Origin of the sequence: Limnohabitans sp. B9-3, from assembly GCF_002778325.1 — a bacterium.
Taxonomy (GTDB): Bacteria; Pseudomonadota; Gammaproteobacteria; order Burkholderiales; family Burkholderiaceae_C; genus Limnohabitans; species Limnohabitans kasalickyi.
Map to the genome: position 1 here is coordinate 178,387 of NZ_NESI01000006.1, position 17,460 is coordinate 195,846.

Consider the following 17,460-nt stretch of genomic DNA (forward strand, 5'->3'; position numbering starts at 1 on the left):
GTGCAAGGACCACCTTGCATGCAAGCGCACCAAAAGAGCTCACCATTCGCGTGCATTGCACACAAGTTGTGTGCAATGCACAGCCCCCATCAGTCGGCCGTCAATCGCCGAGCTTGTTGTATTTGGTGCAAGGTGATGTTGCGCACCTGCGACTGACTGGTTTGAATGTGCGCGGTCAGCAAGGCTTTGACGGCATCGGCTTGCTGCGTCAGCACCGCCTGCAAAATTCGCGCATGTTCGACGTACGTAGCTTGGATGCGGTCTTGCAAGGTGAAGTCCAGACGGCGCACGCTGCGAATGCGCTCACTGATCTCACGGTGCACGCGCTGCATTTCTGGGTTGCCACAGGCTTGCACCAAAGCCATATGAAACGCCTCGTCCCATTGCGCCACGCACGCACGGTCGGTGCACCGCGCGTGCTCGTCCACCATCCAAATGCTGGCTTGTTCAGCCAACACCCTCAGATCGACAGCGTGTGCTTCGGGCTGGCACAAGCGTTGTACGGCCGTGGTTTCAATCACGATGCGTAAATCGTAGAGGTGGTCGAACTTTTCAAAGTCAAACGGCTTGACTTCCCAGCCACTGCGAAAGTGCACATCCACAAAGCCTTCTTGCTGCAGACGAAACAGCGCTTGCCGAACCGGCGTGCGCGACACCTGATGTCGATCACACACTTCCATCTCGGTGAAGCGGTCGCCCGGCAACCACCGAAATTCTGAAATGTCGCGCTTGAGTTGCGCGTACACCGCATCCGCGCGCGAAGGGTCACGCACCGGATGCTTGGCACTCATGCCAACAGGCTGACGTGTGCGGCCACCACGCGCCAACCTTCAGGCGTGCGCACCCATGTTTGGCTTTGGCGGCCGGTCCGTTCGCTGCCCACCCTCCGAAATTCGGTGTTGGCCGTGGCGAAGTCTTGGCCATAGGTGGTGATGACGGTGTTCATGCGCTCGCGCTGCAAACCTTGCGAGGGTCGGCTGGCGCGAAACTCTTTGATAGCGTCATAGCCAACCAAATTCTCGGTCGCACCGTAACGCAAGGTGTGCGGGCTGTTGTGAAACAGCTCATCCAACACCTCCACCTCGTTGTGCACCAAGGCATGTTCGTAGCGCTCAAAGGCCGCACTGACCTCAGCGACCACCTCGGGTAAGTTGATGTCCATTTAAAACCCCACTTTCTTCAAACCGGCCGCACCACTTTGCGACAACACGTGAGCCACACGAAATGCAGCCTCTTCACGCCAAGGCGCGGCAATCACTTGCACGCCAATGGGCATACCCTCGGTGCCGTTGGGCCACATCGGTGCCACCACCACTGGGCAGCCTGCGAATGAAATGGGTTGCGTGAGCAAACCCATCGCCGCACGACTGGGCAATTTTTGACCGTTCAGGTCCAGCCATTCGGTGCCAATCGTGGTTGCACTCACGGGTGTGGCGGGTGTCAACAACACATCCCAATCTTCAAACAAGGCATTCACTTTCTCGCGGTACACGCGTCGAAAGCGCTGCGCCTGCACATACCAAGCCGCGGGCTGTAATGCACCCGCAATGAAGCGATCGACCGACAAAGGCTCCATCGCATCCGCCTGTGTGCGCAAATGGTCCAGGTGCAACTGCCCGCCTTCGCTGGCCGTGATGATGAAGGCCGCCGCACGGGCCATGGCGGCTTCGGGCCAAGCCACTGTTTGCGTCACCCCCAGAGCATGGGCGGCGTCTTGCACCACCTGTCGTGCGGGTGCGGTCTCGAAGTCGTGAAAGTAGCCATCCAACACACCGATGCGCAAGCCATGCAGGCCTTGGTGCAAGGTCGAGGACACGGGCTCCACACGTTTGGCGTGGCAGCCTGGGTCAAGCGCATCCACCCCTTGCAAGGCGTCATAAGCCAAGCCCAAGCCTGGCAGCGAATCGGCAAACGGCCCGAGATGGTCAATGCTGTGCACGAACGGATAGGTGCCGCGCCGTGACAAGCGCCCAAACGTGGGCTTCAAGCCCCACACGCCACACAACGAGGCGGGCACGCGAATGGAGCCGTTGGTGTCGGAGCCCAACGACAACGGCACTTGCCGTGCTGCCACCGCCGCGCCCGATCCGCCCGAAGAGCCACCGGCAATGCGAGAGAGGTCGTGAGGGTTGTGACTCGGGCCGTAGTGCGTGTTCTCAGTGGTGAAGCCATAGGCGAACTCGTCCATGTTCAAGGCACCCACCAACACAGCACCCGCGGCTTGCATCTGCTGCACCAAGTAGGCGTCAGCTTCAGCAGGTGGGTTGGTTTGATTCACGGTCGACCCCGCCAAGGTGACCGTGCCTTGGATGTCGTACAGGTTCTTCACCGCATAAGGCACACCCGCCAAAGGCGGCAAGGTCTCACCCCGCGCACGGCGTTGGTCGATGGCTTTGGCATCTTGCGCTGCACGTTCAAAGCACGGCGTAGTGAAGGCATTGACCTGTGCATCGGTTCCTTCAATGCGCTGTATGTAAGCCGCCAACATCTCGCTGGCGGTGAACTGGCCCTTGGCAATGCCTTGGGCCACGGCCTCTGTGGAAAGTTGTTGTGTATCCATGGTCAGTGCGGCTTGGGGCAAAAGATTTCAGCGGGCTCATCGGCAGGCGTGAGGTGCGCACCTTCCAACATCTGAGCCATGGCTACAGTGCGGTGCAGATGGGCAGCCACACGCGCTGCACGCTCAGCCTCTAACGGAATGCCGAGGGCCTTGGCGTTGGTGAGCACAAAGGCCAAGGTGTCTTGCTCTGTCATTTGCGCACCTCACGTTGGAAGATTTCAAGGCTCAGTTTTTTGGCATCGATGAAGCTGGGTTGCGTCAGTGTTTCGATGGTGCGGGGACGCGCATCGTTGTAATCCAAAATTTCCGCCACTTGGGTGGGCCGCTTGGTGAGCAACAAAATCTGGTCTGCCAAATACACGGCCTCTTCCAAGTCATGCGACACCAGCAACATGGTGGTGCCGGTTTGCATGAAGACGTCTTGCAGTTTTTCACGGATGAACAAAGTCATCTCAAAGTCCAACGCAGAAAACGGCTCATCCAAAAACAGCACTTCGGGCTTGGGGGCCAAGGCCCGCATGATGGAGGCCGTTTGCTGCTGGCCGCCCGACAACTCATACGGGTAGCGGTTGAGGTCAAACTTCACATCGAACGAAGCCACCAACTCGTCCATGCGCTGCGCCACTTCGGCTTTGGACTTGCCTTCCAGCTTCAGCGGATAAGCGATGTTGTCGATGGTGCGCATCCACGGGAACATGGCTTCGCGGTAGTTTTGGAACACATAACCAATTTTGGTTTCGCTCAATGATTTGCCATCAAACAAAATCTCACCACTGTCGATCGGAATCAAGCCCGCGATCATGTTGATCAAGGTGCTCTTGCCGCAACCGTTGGGGCCAAATACCGAGACGATCTTGTTCTTGGGAATGTCCAAGTTGAAATTCTCATACAGCGGCCAACCCGCAAAGTACTTGGTCATGTTGCGGATGGTGATGTGGGTGCCCGCAGGACCCGGCACAAAAGGTGCGGGTAATGGATCGGGTGCCATCATGGGGTTGAGGACGACGCTCATAGTTATCTTCCACTCCAATGGACGATGCGTTTTTCAAGCACCAAAAACACAATATTCAGCACATAGCCCAAAGCGCCTGCCGCCAAGATGGAGGCATACATGTCACGCACATTCATCACCTGCTGCGAGTCGATGATGCGGTGGCCCAAGCCACGCTCAGAGCCAATGAACATCTCAGCAACGATGACAATCACCAAGGACATCGACACCGCGCTGCGCAAGCCCACAAACGTGGGTTGCAAGCTTTCCCAAATCAGCACATCTTTGAAGATTTGCCAACGCGTGGCCCCCATCACTTTCGCAGCCATGACGCGTTGCTTGCGCGCATTGATCACGCCATAGGCGCTGTTGAACAACACAATCAGCAGCGCACCGAATGCAGCAATGGCCACCTTGTTGATGTCAGACACACCAAAGATCATCAAGAACAAGGGGATCAACGCCGACGATGGTGTGGAGCGAAAGAAGTCAATCACAAACTCCACGCTGCGGTAAGCCCGCTCATTGCTGCCGAGCAACACCCCGACAGGCACCCCCACCACAGCGGCAATCAAAAAAGCCTCTAAGGTGCGGATCAAGGTGTAGGCGAAGTCGCCCGACAAGCTGCCACCCGCCATGCCCACGAACAGCGTGCTGAGCGTGGTCCATGGTGAGGGCAACAAGATGGGCGGTATCAGCTTGAAGCGCACCACCAGATCCCAAATGATGAACAACACCAAGGGGCCCAGCATCGGCATCAAGCGCCATGGGCTCCATCGGCTGACCGTTGGAACCACGTTTGGCACGGGCGACGCCAAGCCCTTTTGTGCGGCGTTCATGAAGACAGCAGTGGAGGCTTCGTGCATGGTTTAGCCTTTGTAGAGCATGGAGTCGACCAACAGACGCGAGGGGAAGATGCCCTTGTCTGAGAACAAGTCAAAGAACTTCTGGAAGTACGCAATGTCCTTGGCCGTGAACTCGTTGTACATGGTGTAAGCGGCCATGGGCACCTCGGCAGTCAACGCACCTTCGATGGCGGTGTAGCCCTTGAGGTATTGGCGAGACTCCGCACCATTGCTGCGCACATAGGCAATGCCTTTGGCATACGCGGTGACAAACTTCTTCGTTTCAACGGGGTACTTCTTCACAAACTCGGCGGTCAATGACGCAGAGCCACCAAACCAAGGCGCCATCGCATCGCCCAAGATGTATTTAGAAATCACGCCCGCCTCCAACACGCGAGTGGTGTTGTTCAAGCGACCAATCGTGCCCGTGGGCTCCAAGGTGTACACGGCATCAACTTGGCCTGCTGCCAACGCCGCAACGTGTTGGCTGATCGGCAACTCGATGACCGTGGCACCCGTAGCACCCGCACGCTCTAAAACAGTTCGGGCCAAGGTCAAATTTTGAATGCCGGGGCCGGACGCCACTTTTTTGCCTTTGAGCTCCGCCATCGTTTTGACAGGGCTGGCCAAGGGCACCAGGAACTCGTCCAACACATGTGTCGCGTTGCTGGGATTCGAGGCGAAGATTTTAAAGGTGCCGGGCGCGGCCAATTCACCAATGGCCAAGTTGGCCGATCCGGTGCCGTTGGCACTGCCATCACAACGCCCGGCCAACATGGCCTCCATGATCTGTGCGGCACCGGCGAACTTGATGCCCTCCACGTCCAGCCCGGCTTCTTTGAAATAGCCTTTTTCCAACGCGGCATAAAAGGGCAAGCCTGCTGCAATGGGCCAGTAGCCAATGCGAATCTTGGGGGCGCTTTGCGCACGCACGATCGCAGGGGCGCCGAACACGCCCAACGCAGCCGTGGCTGCACCGGCTTGCAACAGCTTGCGTCGAGAGGTGGTGACTTGGGTGTCTGTGGTGTTGAGGTTGGCAGTCATGAAAAGCTCCTAGACGTGGATGAAAAAAAGTGAATGAAAAATCAGGTGGAAGTTTTGGTAAGACTGGTGATGTAAGCGCGCCAACCGCCGAAATCTGTGATGTCTGTGGCGCCGATCAAGGCTTGAGGCTCACACAGAAAGCCCTGAACGGTGGTGCCATCCGCGAGTTGCAAAGTGCCAATGCCCAGCGGCGCTGGAATCAAGGCCACAAACGAGCCGTAATGGGCCACGGGCATTTCCCAAATTTCCAAAGCGATGGGTGCCCCCTGCCCTGCCTGAACACGCAACAAGCCAGGCTTAGGCGGATGTGCGTTGGGCAAGGCAAAGAAACGGTAGTCGGGTGCCGTGTGCGCGGGGCCTACCAATCGCGCACCGCGTTCGGTCAGCTGTGTATTCAAAGGCATGCCACTCAGGTGCGCCCCGACCACGGCCACGCGAACGGTGGCTGGCGTTTGCAACTCGGCCATGGCACGCGGCTCAGGCAATGGCACATCGGTGGCACCTTGCAGCAAGCCGGTCGCGTGGTGGTAGCGCTGGCCTAAGTCGGCCAATTGCCAATCACTGCCTGCACGGCCAATCAAGGTGATGCCAAACGGCAACCCATCAGGGCGAATTTGGCTGGGCACAGACAGCGCGGCGTAGTCAAACAAATTGACGAAGTTGGTGTATTGCCCCAAGTTGCGGTTACACACCACAGGGTCAGCCTGCATTTGGGCGATCGTGTAATGCGTGGGCGCAGTGGGCACGAGCAACACGTCCATGTGTTGCCACATGCGTTCGGCTTGTTTTTCAAGGCGCTTGAGTTCGATCTCTGCGTGGATGTAGTCTGCCGCGCTGTACTGACGACCTTTGGCGATGATGCTGCGCACGGGTTCGACGACTTCTGCTTCGTGCGCATCAAAGAACGTTTGAATCGCGGCGTAACGTTGACTCACCAACGCGCTCTCGTAGAGCATGTTGGCCGCTTGCGACAAAGGTGCGTAATCGATGGTGACGGCTTGGCCACCTAAACGCGTGAGGTTTTGAATGGCTTGCGCGAAGGCAGCTTCGGCCAAAGCATCACCAAAAAAGTTCAACGCATTGGGCACGCCAAATCGAAAGGCGGATGGGAATGGCTGGAACGCCATTGCGACGCGCTGCGAAAACGGGTCAGCCTCGTCATAGCCCATGCAGGCACCCAATACGTGTGCCGCGACAGATACCGTGCGCGCCAAGATCGACACACAGTCCACGTTTTGTGCCGCGGGCACCACACCTCGCGCAGACATCAAACCACGCGATGGCTTCAACCCCACGATGTTGTTCAGCCCTGCTGGCACGCGGCCAGAGCCTGCGGTGTCGGTGCCCAATGCAAAGTCCACCTGACCCGTAGCCACCACATAGGCGGAGCCGGAACTCGAACCACCCGACACATAAGCTGGATTGAACGCATTGGGCACAGCGCCATACGGCGAGCGCGTACCGTTGAGCCCGCAGGCGAATTGATCGAGGTTGGCTTTGCCTTCTAGAACTGCGCCAGCCTCTAGCAAGCGACGCACCACCTGTGCATCTTCAGGCGCTATATAAGCAAATGTGGGACATGCCGCCGTGGTGGTTAAGCCCAACACATCGATGTTGTCTTTGACGGCGAAGCGAAGGCCTTGTAGGGGCCCCCGGCTTGGCGAAGACATCTTGCCCTGTGCGCTCTCCGCGCGTGCCACGCGCGTGATCCATGCAGCATCGCCAACATGTACCAGCGCTTCATCTGCGCGACGTGTGATCCCTGTGAATTGCTGTGACACCATTTTTGTGCATCCCATCTTGTATTCAAGATCGAACGCAAAGGTTGTGCCAAGCGTGTTCTGGCGGGTCCTGCCTATCTAAGCACCAAGTCCGCGCTCATCCGCACCAATACAGGTTGACAAACGCCCCAAACACAAGCGACTAAGAAAAATTCGTACCCACATTGGGCAATAGAAATTTACAGTTCACGAAAAGATTTCAGGGGTTGCAGCGCCGGAAAACTGGCAGGCCGTTTGGTTTGGAATGCGGCAATCGCCTCACCCACATGTGCATTGCTCCAAATCGCGCCTTGTAACCAGCCCATTTGTTTGAGGGCATCGTCAACGCTGTGATCGCGCGCGTAGTTCAACGCTTGTTTGGTGCCCCAAATCGCCACGGGGGGCTTGGCCGCAATCTCTTTGGCGCATTGCATGGCAGCGGCTAAGGTTGCCGCAGCATCGGCAAACACCTCATTCACCAACCCATGCACTTTGGCTTGCTCGGCGCCCAGGCGTCGGCCGGTGTAAGCCAACTCTTTCACCAAGGCCATGGGCATCAACTTAGGCAAGCGCTGCAATGTACCCACATCGGCCACCAAGCCAATGTTGATTTCCTGAATGCAGAAAAACGTGTCGGCGCTCGCATAACGAATGCATGCGGCTGTGACCAAGTCCACCGCACCACCTATGCAGCCGCCGTGCAGTGCCACGACCACAGGAATTCGCAGGGTTTCTAAACGTGTGAACGTGGACTGCAAATCCATCAACTGGTCAAACACAGCGGCACGCCCTTCTGGCGTTTGGTCTTGCAGCGTCAACTCGCCGCCAAAGGCATCCAAGGCCATGCCAGCGCTGAAATGTTTACCGGTGCTGGAAATCACCAACACGCGCGCCTGCGCGTCGCGATGGAGTTGATCGAGCACCCCATCCAACTCACGCCAAAACGTGGGATGCATGGTGTTGAGCGTCTCGGGGCGATTGAGCACCAAGTGTGCGATGTGATCGTCGATGGACAAAGAGAAACAGGTCAAGTTTGTAGATGTCATGGGATAAATAAGTTCAGTTTGAAGGGGTCGTTTGCCTTAAGGTCGTTTGCCTTAAGCAACTCACAAATCTTGCAACGCAATGTTCAGCTGTTGCTGGAATAACTCAGCGTCCCCCAATGCATTGGCATTGAGTAAGGCCAACTTCACGAGGAAGAGTTCTTTTTTGTCTGACCCTACTTGGTCAATGGCCGTGGCCAGTGCGTCATAGACAGTTTCTAAATCCGTGACGCTCAAGGTTTGATTCGTTGTCATTCATGTTCTCCTTATTGCGGCAAGGCAGCTGTCAGAGCATCTTGCAAGCGCGTGGCATCCAAGGTGAGCCAGCGTGCGCAAACGTGTTGATCAGGCCGAAGCAGATAGCCTGCCCCGCTGGCTTGCACGCCATAGCGCTGACGAAAATGACCTTGGTCATCGGCCAAGGTCACATCGGCACCAGCCACATGAGGACAAGCGCCCACAGCAATCACACGGATCGGCACACCTTGGCCTCGCACAGTTGTTACGACATCAAGCAATGCACTGGGAACAGCCTCAGCCTCTGTGAAGTACAGTAAATCGAAACCACCGCCCAAATGGTCTAACAAAAAGTCATCGGGTGCCAAGCGAATGTTCTGTGGTGGTGCCCCGTGTTCAGGGCCTGCAGTGAACAAGGCGTTGTCGTCGCCTACGCTGTTGAGCATGGAATGCGTATAAGCGTGCGGGCGCGAGGTGCGCCAGTGATACAGCGGGCGCACAAACGCCTGCGTCAGCGACAGCGACAGCACCGCATCACGCAGCAACTGAAAGCCACCTTTCGGTGGTGCCATGAAGCGTGTGCTCTTACCCGACTCTTGAATGATTTCTCGCGCTGCACCCACGCGTTCAGCGCTGTGGTTGGCCAACAGCTTTTGACTGGTCAGGCCTTTGACGACAAACGCCAATTGCCATCCCAAAGACTGTGCGTCTTGAAACGCCGTATTCGCACCACGCACGCCAAAAATAGGCAGCAAATGCGCGGCATCGCCCGTAAAAATCACGCTGCCATGCACGAAGTCAGGCAAGGTCAAGGTGCGGGCAGAGTACACAGAGCTCCAATCCATCTCCCATGTCGCACCAGCATGGCCAATCATGGCTAACTGGGCATCAATGCGGGTCTTCAACGACTCCGGCTTTAAGGCCTCTTCGGGCGTCTCACCCTCGGGCAATTGGTAGTCCACACGCCAAATGCCATGCGGCTCGCGGTGCATCAGGATGGTGTTGCCGCGGTTCCAATCGGGGTCGAAATACGCCAAACGCTCGGTTGGCAAAGGTAAATCAATCTTGATGTCCGCAATCACAAAGAAGCCTTCGTAAGAAGCGCCTTCCATTTGTAGATTCATGGCACTGCGTATGCCAGAGCGTCCGCCGTCTGCAGCGATCAACCAATCGGTCTCAAGGGTGTACGGTCCTTCTGGCGTATCCAACTCAACTTTGGCAAACCCTTCCATTTGTTGAACGCGGGTCACCTGATTGCCCCAACGGAAATCAATCAAATCACTGGCGTTACAGGCATCAAGAAGATATTCCTCCATGAATTGCTGCTGGATGTTGAGCATCGGGAAAAAGCGATCGTCTGGGTCATGCGGGGCTTCTAAACGAAACACGCGTTGACCTCGGTAATACGAGTTGCCAAACCGCCAAGGCAAACCGTTGTCGGTCATCCGATCCGCCACGCCCACTTGCTGCAAAATTTCCATCGAGCGACGCGTGAACACAATCGCACGACTGCCTTGAGAGACTTGCAACTCAGAGGTCACGATCACGCTGGCGACGCCATGACGCGCCAGCTCCAGCGCCACCACCATGCCCGCAGGCCCAGACCCCACGATCACCACCTTTTGTCGCGCCTGTGCTCCGTGTTGTGAGGGCAACCAAGGCTGATGAACTTTGTAGTTGTAGTACAGCGAAGGTCGGGATTCTTGGGTGGGTGTGTGCATTGTCTCTGGAAAAATTAAGCGATCAAGATGACAGCCAGGGTCAAAACAAATGTCCCAAGACCCCACGCCCAAATGGGCACAGGTGAGCCAGAGGCAGCAGGGGTCGCAGTGCGTTCACTCTTCACAGAGGACGCACCTTCAACGATGGCTACAGGCTCAACGTCAAACGTGGCCTCAAAGCGTTTGAAAAAATCTTCAGCCAGAGACTTCGCCACACCGTCGATCAAACGCTGACCCAGTTGGGCCAATTTGCCGCCAATGCGTGACTGAACGGTGTAGCTCAATTCACAGCCTTGGGCATTCGGCGTCAAGCTGACATTCGACTCGCCTTTGCCAAACCCCGCCACACCGCCTTGTGCATCAAACACCAAGGCGTAGCCATTGGGTGGATCGATGTCTTGCAAAGTGACGGTGCCTGCAAACTTGGCCGACACGGGTCCGATTTTGATGGCCACGCCCACGGCATAGCGGTGCTCGCCGACCAACTCAAACTTGTCGCAGCCGGGAATGCAGCGCTTTAACACGTCAGGGTTGTTGAGCGCATCCCACGCCTTTTCTCGACTGACCGGCAATTGCCGAGTACCTTGCATTTCCATATCGATGGATCTCCTTAAATTGACACAGGGTCAAGTTTTTAAAAGTTGTTGAAGCCCGTGGGCGAATGATGACAGACGGTCCAAATTATGAATCGCGACTTGCGCGTCGCAACATTCGGACAAGACCTTGGGTCCACGCGCCAAAGGTGCGTAGCCGTCAAAGCGCAGCAAGGGATTGAGCCACAACACATGACGGGCGTGATGCTTGAGCCACTGCATTTCGTGCCGCAACGCATCAGGCTCACCGGTGTCCAAGCCGTCGGTGATGAGCAACACCACCGAACGCCTTGCGGTCAGGGTGCGTGCATAGCGCTGACGCAGCGTCGCCAGTGAGGCGCCCAAACGCGTGCCACCACCAAAGTCAGACACCGCAAGGTTGACCGATTGCAGCATGGCATCGGGATCGCGCAGCGCAAACGCAGAGCGCAGGTCCGTCAAGTCGGTACCGAACGTGAAGACGGTCCTCGAGCCTTGCGAGGTGCGCTGGTGCAAAAAGGCCAGCAACATGCGTGCATAGGGTGCCATGGAGCCGGAGACATCTAGCAGCACCAGCAAAGGCAAGGGCTGTTCTCGCCTCCGCTGACGCGGCACATGCACCACCTCACCGCCGTGACGCGCCGCACTGCGCATGAGCCTTGACCAATCCACACGCGAACCCCGTTCGCTGCGACACCAACGCCGGCTTTTAACCTTTGGCATCTCCAAGCGCATGGCTTTCACGTGGTGTTGCAGTTGCAAAAATTCGTCGGCACTCAAGCTCAAAAAATCCGCCTGTCGCAAGCGCTTAAAGTCACTGGCGTTGAGTGCGAGCATTGGCGCGCGCTCATCGTCGTGAGGCAGCAACGCTGTGTTGCGGCTCTGTTGGGCACGACGGTGCTTTGGCGCTGCGTTGTCATCGGCGAAGCTAGGCAGGCCCTCAGAAGGATTGACGTGCGTCCATCGCTGCCAATGTGCCTCAAGCACCTGAAGAAACACATCTCGGTCTTCTTGACGGCTCACAAACACAGCCTCTAAGGCATCACGCACATCCTCTAACCGATCCAGCGCCACAAGACCCAAAGCCTGAACCGCCATGGCCATGCGCCCCGCATCCACGACCAGGCCTGCACCACGTAAGCTGCGGCCCAACATCACCAGTTGTTCGGTCAGCATGCAGTCGGGGCTCAGGCCAGCAAAGCGTCGAGTGAGTTTTGCAAGTTCAACACATCGTCTTGTTGCTTGAACAACACACCCGCGGTGTCCATCACACACTCGGCATCTAGGTGCTGGGCCTGCAGCATCACCAAGGCCCGCGCCCACTCCACACTTTCAGCAATGCCGGGCAAACGCTCAAAATTCGAGGCAAATGCCGCACTCCGAACTTTGGCCACAAAGGCCGCCACTTGCGCGGCCAAGGCCTCAGTGGCCTGCGGCACTTGGGTACGCACAATGGCGAGCTCGCGGGCTTGGTCTGGGTAATCCATCCAGTGAAACAAGCAACGTCGTTTCACCGCGTCGTGCAAATCTCGGGTCCGGTTGCTGGTCAAAATGGTGATGGGCGGCACCGTCGCTTTGACCGTGCCCAACTCTGGAATGCTGATTTGGTACTCGCCCAAATACTCCAAAAGAAATGCTTCAAACGGTTCGTCCGCGCGGTCTACCTCATCGATCAGCAGCACCGCACCAGGCGCGGGCATGTCTAAGGCTTGCAACAAAGGGCGGCGAATCAAAAAGCGGTCTTGGTAGACCGCCTGCTCCAAGTTGCTCGTGGCATCGGGGCTCTGGATAGCTCGCAAATGCAGCAACTGAGCCGCGTGGTTCCACTCGTACAAAGCCTCACGTTGCTCCATGCCGTCATAGCACTGCAAGCGCAGCATCTGGCGCTGCATCACACGCGCCAAGGCTTTAGCCAACTCGGTCTTGCCCACACCGGGCGCACCCTCGAGCAGCAACGGCCGCTCCAAGCGAAGTGCCAAAAACACAGCGGTGGCCAATCGCCGCTCAGCCAAATACCCTTCTTGGGCCAGCGCGGCCATCAAGGCATCGATGGATGCCAGCGCCCCCGCTGGACTCATGCCAAGGCCTGCTGCACCGCGCGTTGGGTTTGCACTTTGATCAAATGGGCACGGTAATCGGCAGAGGCATGCAAGTCGGCATTGAGCTCGCTGGCATCAAACACCACATCGGCCACAGCTTCTGGCGTGAAGCTCTGGCTTAAAGCGGCTTCTAAACCTGAATGACGAAACACCCCATTGCCAGCGCCCGTCACGGCCACGCGCGCACCGGTCGCGGTTTGCGCCACAAACACCCCCACCAACGCGAAGCGCGAAGCAGGTTGTTTGAACTTGGTATAGGCAGAGCGCGAAGCGGCTGGAAAAGCAACCGCCGTGATGACCTCACCCGGCTCCAAAGCCGTGGCATACATGCCTTGAAAAAACTCATCGGCTGCGATCTGACGGCGGTCGGTGTGCACCGTCGCGCCCAAGGCGAGCAAGGCACTCGGGTAGCAAGCGGCAGGGTCGTTGTTGGCCACAGAACCACCCAAGGTGCCCATGGCACGCACTTGGCGATCGCCAATGCCAGCGGCTAAGGCCGCCAAGCCTGGCAAGGCAGCGCGCAAACCTGCGTGCTGGGCAACATCTTGATGGCGCGCGAACGCGCCCACCACCCAACTGTCGCCACTTTGGCGAATGCCTTGTAGCTCGCTCAGCGCAGACAAATCAACCAACTGCTCAGGACTCAACAACCGTTGCTTCATCGACGCCAAGATGGTTTGCCCGCCTGCAAGCGCTTGACCACCCGCCGCCAACAGCGACAAGGCTTGATCCAAAGACGTTGGGCGCTCGTACGTGAATGCATACATAACGCGTGCTCCTTAAGCCTTCATGTCTGCAGCGCCTTGCTGCACAGCCAACACAATGTTTTGATAACCGGTGCAACGGCACAGATTGCCCTCCAGCGCATGACGCACATCTTGCGCATCCACCGCTGAATTTTTTTGGCAAAAGCCCACCGCCGCCATCACCATGCCTGGCGTACAAAAACCGCACTGCAAGCCGTGGCAGGATTTGAACGCTTCTTGCATGGGGTGCAGCGTGCCATCGGCACTGGCCAAACCTTCAATGGTGGTGATTTCTGCACCCTGCGCTTGCGCGAGCAGCACGTTGCACGACTTGATGGCGTTGCCATTCATCAACACCGTGCAAGCACCGCACTGAGCCGTGTCGCAACCCACATGGGTGCCGGTGAGTTGCAAGTGTTCGCGCAAGGCCTGCACCAGCAAGGTGTTGGGTGCTGCATCTAGGGTGACGGCTTGGCCGTTCACGGTCAAAGTAACTGGCATCAAAGTGTCCATTTTTTTAGCCTTGTTGCATCAAGCGCCAAAGGCGATAAGGGGTCAGCGGCATTTGCAACTGAGAAGATAAATCAGCACGACCATGACGGGCCAAGGCATCGGCCACGGCATTGACCACGGCAGGCGTGGCACCAATGGTGCCAAGTTCGCCCACGCCTTTCACGCCCAACACGTTGTTTTTACAAGGAATGCTTTCGTCCGTGTGGGTGTCAAACAAGCCCGGCATGATGTCTGCGTGTGGCACGGCGTAGTCCATCAAACTGCCGGTCAAGAGCTGGCCCGTTTCAGGGTCATACACCACCTCCTCCAGCAAGGCTTGGCCAATGCCTTGCACGGCACCGCCATCGAGTTGGCCGCGCACAATGATCGGGTTGACCACACGCCCCACGTCGTTCATCGAGGTGTAAGAGACCACCTGCACTTCGCCGGTTTGCGGGTCTAACTCGACCTCACACACATGGCAACCATTGGGCCAGGTCGGGCCACTGGCAGAGGTGGTGGAGTTGAGTTCAATGCGTTGCTCAGGCTGACGCGCCGCCAATTCGGCCAAGCCAATTTTCAGGTCTGTGCCCACCACATGGAAAGCGCCTTGCTCGTAGCGCAAGTCTTGCGATGAGGCTTCCAAAGCCTCCGCCGCCAAGTCTTGGGCTTTGTCTAAGGTTTGCTTGGCGCCCACACTCACGGCCGAGCCGCCGGTGAACAACGAACGCGAGCCCGCGCTGCCAAACCCGTTGCCGCGATCGGTGTCACCCATGACGATGCGCACTTGAGACAACGGCACACCGAACACGTCCACCACCAATTGCGCCAATGACGTGGCAATGCCCTGCCCCATGGCGTTGACGGCGGTAAACACTTCGATCACACCATCGGGCAGCACCTGCACGTGCACGTTTTCTTCCAAGGCGTTGCCGCCCGTCCACTCTAAGAACGTGGCCACACCCAAACCGCGCCAGCGTCCGCGCTGCGCAGACTGCTGGGCGCGCTCTGCAAAGCTGTCCCACTTGGCTTGTGCCAAGCCTTGGTCCATGATGGACGCAAAGTTGCCCGTGTCATAGGTTTGACCCATGGGGTTTTTGTAAGGCATTTGCGAAGGCGCAATCATGTTGCGGCGGCGCAATTCAATGCGGTCGATGCCAGACTGCCGTGCAGCCTCGTCCATCAAACGCTCCATGTTGTAGATCGCTTCTGGACGACCTGCACCTCGGTAAGCGCCAGTCGACGAGGTGTTGGTCAACACGCCCACAAAGTGGAAATCGATCAGCTGTATGTCGTACACGCTGCTTTGCACCCATGGGCCAATCAAGAGTTGAATGGCCACACCCGTCATCGACGGGTAGGCACCCACGTTGGCAAGCGTGTCGATCCGCAAAGCCAAAATCTTGCCTTGTGCATCCAGCGCCATCCCCGCTTTGACGGACACGTCGCGGCCATGCGCACTGCTCAAAAAGTCTTCGCCGCGGTCGGCAATCCATTTGACGGGGCGCTGCAAGGTATGGGCGGCATAGGCCACCACCAAGTCTTCAGGGTAAGCGCCGGTTTTCATGCCAAACCCACCGCCCACATCACCCACCACCACGCGCACTTGCGAGGTGGGAAGCCCCAGCAAGTCACACACCAAAGTGCGCACGCCCGTTGGCATTTGCGTGCTCATGCGCACCACCAAACGACCTTGTTCTGGGGTTACCAACACGCTGCGCGGCTCAATCGTCAAGGCCACCAAGCGTTGGTTGGTGATGTCGAGTTGCACCACATGTGCCGCTTGAGCAAAGGCCTGGGCTGTGGCAGCCGCATCGCCATAACGTGTTTCGGCTACACGGTTGTCGGGCGCATCACACAGCAAAGGTGCATCTGCTTTCAGTGCGTCATCGAAGGTCACCGCACAAGGCAACTCTTCAAATTCCACCATCACGGCTTCAGCGGCAATGCGTGCCTGCTCTTCCGTATCTGCCACCACGGCGGCCACAGCCTCGCCCACGTAGCGCACGCGGTCAGCCGCCAAAATGCGTCGATCGGGCGATGCGGCGGGTGTGCCATCTGCACGGGTGAAATTCACGGGCCTGGGCATGGGTTTCATGCCTGCGTCTTTGAGTTGCGGGCCCGTCACCACCAAGTGCACGCCAGGCATGGCCTCGGCCGCAGAGGTGTCAATAGACACAATGCGTGCGTGCGCATAAGGCGAACGCACAAAGCACAAACGGGTTTGACCGTCTGGCGTGATGTCGTTGGCATAGACGCCAGCGCCCTTGAGCAACTGCGTGTCTTCCAAACGCTGAACAGCTTGTCCGCTGCCAAATTTTGAGGGGTTCACCAAGTTCAATCTCCGTAAAGTTCAAGCCACTGACACACGATCAGTTGGCTTTGATGTTTTTCTCTGTCGCCACTTGACGCCAAGCGTTGATCTCTTGCGTGATCATTTTGTCAAATTGCTCGGGGGTGTTGCTGACAGGCGTGATGGCCAGGCCCGTGATGCGTTTTTTAACATCAGGCAATTCCAACACACGCGCCACTTCCTCTTGAATTCTTTTGACAATCGCAGGCGGTGTGCCAGCGGGGGCAAGTAGACCACTCCAAAACGACACGTTGATGTCAACGCCCAGCTCTGTCATGGTGGGCACATTTGGCAAGTCTTTCAAACGCTCACCGGATGTAACGGCCATGGCCTTGACACGACCACCCTGTAAGGCGGTCAAAGCCGGGCCTGTATCAATCAAGGTCATCGTCACATCTTGGGTCATGACGGCCGTGATGGCGTCAGCGCTTCCTTTGTAGGGGATGTGCTGAAAACGTGTGCCGGTTTTCCCGTTGAACAATTCGGCAATCAACTGAAACGAGGCAGAAGGCGCGCTGTAGTTGACCTTGTCTGGGTTTTGTTTGGCAAAAGCGACCATCTCCGTCACCGACTTGGCGGGGTTGTTGGCCTGCGTGAGCATCACCAACGGGAACGTGCCGACCAAAGAAATGGGGGCGAAGTCTTGCGGCGTGTAGGGCAGCTTGGCGTAAAGCACATGGTTGAAAACGATGGGGCCACTGGCCCCCATCAACAAGGTGTAGCCATCGGGTTTGGCTTTGGCCACATAACTTGCGCCAACAATGGAGGCAACGCCCGGCCGGTTTTCGACAATCACGGACTGACCGAGGCTGAGCGTTAATTTTTCGGCCACGATGCGCGCCAGCACATCATTAGCGCCACCGGGTGAGTAACCCACCACGATGGTGATCGGGCGCGTTGGGAAATCAGCGGCAGCGCTAAAAAGTGGGGTCAGCAAAGCACCCATACAGACCAGCTTGGTCAAAAACGTACGCTTACGAGCAAACACAGACATGGT

18 protein-coding genes are annotated in these 17,460 nt (G+C 57.4%); all 18 read right to left on the reverse strand.

Annotated features, from left to right (window positions below; translation table 11 throughout):
- Positions 1-89 precede the first annotated feature (89 nt).
- Positions 90-791, reverse strand: coding sequence for a GntR family transcriptional regulator (locus B9Z42_RS11030; RefSeq protein ID WP_100133445.1), 702 nt, complete (start codon positions 789-791; stop codon positions 90-92).
- Positions 788-1,162, reverse strand: coding sequence for an oxalurate catabolism protein HpxZ (hpxZ, locus tag B9Z42_RS11035; protein WP_100133446.1), 375 nt, complete (start codon positions 1,160-1,162; stop codon positions 788-790). The genes B9Z42_RS11030 and hpxZ overlap by 4 nt, the downstream gene beginning before the upstream one ends.
- The gene (locus tag B9Z42_RS11040) at positions 1,163-2,560 is read right to left on the reverse strand and encodes an AtzE family amidohydrolase (RefSeq protein ID WP_100133447.1); all 1,398 of its coding nucleotides are present in this window, start codon (positions 2,558-2,560) and stop codon (positions 1,163-1,165) included.
- A gap of 2 nt (positions 2,561-2,562) precedes the next feature.
- Entirely contained in the window at positions 2,563-2,754 is a 192-nt protein-coding gene (locus B9Z42_RS11045) for an AtzG-like protein (protein ID WP_100133448.1), read from the reverse strand.
- Positions 2,751-3,572: an ABC transporter ATP-binding protein gene (locus B9Z42_RS11050; RefSeq protein WP_100133449.1), complete on the reverse strand. Its 822-nt coding sequence runs from the start codon at positions 3,570-3,572 to the stop codon at positions 2,751-2,753. The genes B9Z42_RS11045 and B9Z42_RS11050 overlap by 4 nt, the downstream gene beginning before the upstream one ends.
- A gap of 2 nt (positions 3,573-3,574) precedes the next feature.
- Positions 3,575-4,309 (reverse strand): ABC transporter permease, encoded by a 735-nt coding sequence (locus B9Z42_RS11055; RefSeq protein ID WP_369806871.1) that lies wholly within the window; start codon positions 4,307-4,309, stop codon positions 3,575-3,577.
- 111 nt (positions 4,310-4,420) lie between these two features.
- The gene (locus B9Z42_RS11060) at positions 4,421-5,440 is read right to left on the reverse strand and encodes an ABC transporter substrate-binding protein (protein WP_100133450.1); all 1,020 of its coding nucleotides are present in this window, start codon (positions 5,438-5,440) and stop codon (positions 4,421-4,423) included.
- 41 nt (positions 5,441-5,481) lie between these two features.
- A complete protein-coding gene (atzF, locus tag B9Z42_RS11065; protein WP_255408002.1) occupies positions 5,482-7,239 on the reverse strand; it encodes an allophanate hydrolase in 1,758 nt (585 codons plus the stop codon).
- A gap of 161 nt (positions 7,240-7,400) precedes the next feature.
- A complete protein-coding gene (locus tag B9Z42_RS11070) occupies positions 7,401-8,246 on the reverse strand; it encodes an enoyl-CoA hydratase-related protein (protein ID WP_100133452.1) in 846 nt (281 codons plus the stop codon).
- Between the two features lie 60 nt (positions 8,247-8,306).
- Positions 8,307-8,498: a DUF2783 domain-containing protein gene (locus tag B9Z42_RS11075; RefSeq protein WP_100133453.1), complete on the reverse strand. Its 192-nt coding sequence runs from the start codon at positions 8,496-8,498 to the stop codon at positions 8,307-8,309.
- A gap of 11 nt (positions 8,499-8,509) precedes the next feature.
- Complete coding sequence (locus B9Z42_RS11080) at positions 8,510-10,201, reverse strand: FAD-dependent monooxygenase (protein ID WP_100133454.1); 1,692 nt, start codon at positions 10,199-10,201, stop codon at positions 8,510-8,512.
- 14 nt (positions 10,202-10,215) lie between these two features.
- Positions 10,216-10,797: a CoxG family protein gene (locus B9Z42_RS11085; RefSeq protein ID WP_100133455.1), complete on the reverse strand. Its 582-nt coding sequence runs from the start codon at positions 10,795-10,797 to the stop codon at positions 10,216-10,218.
- Between the two features lie 30 nt (positions 10,798-10,827).
- Positions 10,828-11,949 (reverse strand): VWA domain-containing protein, encoded by a 1,122-nt coding sequence (locus B9Z42_RS11090; RefSeq protein WP_100133456.1) that lies wholly within the window; start codon positions 11,947-11,949, stop codon positions 10,828-10,830.
- 11 nt (positions 11,950-11,960) lie between these two features.
- Complete coding sequence (locus B9Z42_RS11095) at positions 11,961-12,851, reverse strand: MoxR family ATPase (RefSeq protein ID WP_100133457.1); 891 nt, start codon at positions 12,849-12,851, stop codon at positions 11,961-11,963.
- The gene (locus B9Z42_RS11100; protein ID WP_100133458.1) at positions 12,848-13,639 is read right to left on the reverse strand and encodes a xanthine dehydrogenase family protein subunit M; all 792 of its coding nucleotides are present in this window, start codon (positions 13,637-13,639) and stop codon (positions 12,848-12,850) included. The genes B9Z42_RS11095 and B9Z42_RS11100 overlap by 4 nt, the downstream gene beginning before the upstream one ends.
- A gap of 12 nt (positions 13,640-13,651) precedes the next feature.
- Positions 13,652-14,119: a (2Fe-2S)-binding protein gene (locus B9Z42_RS11105; RefSeq protein WP_100133512.1), complete on the reverse strand. Its 468-nt coding sequence runs from the start codon at positions 14,117-14,119 to the stop codon at positions 13,652-13,654.
- A 16-nt stretch (positions 14,120-14,135) separates the two neighbouring features.
- Entirely contained in the window at positions 14,136-16,442 is a 2,307-nt protein-coding gene (locus tag B9Z42_RS11110; protein ID WP_233203615.1) for a xanthine dehydrogenase family protein molybdopterin-binding subunit, read from the reverse strand.
- Positions 16,443-16,482: 40 nt separating this feature from the next.
- The gene (locus B9Z42_RS11115; RefSeq protein ID WP_158235944.1) at positions 16,483-17,457 is read right to left on the reverse strand and encodes a tripartite tricarboxylate transporter substrate binding protein; all 975 of its coding nucleotides are present in this window, start codon (positions 17,455-17,457) and stop codon (positions 16,483-16,485) included.
- Positions 17,458-17,460: the final 3 nt, after the last annotated feature.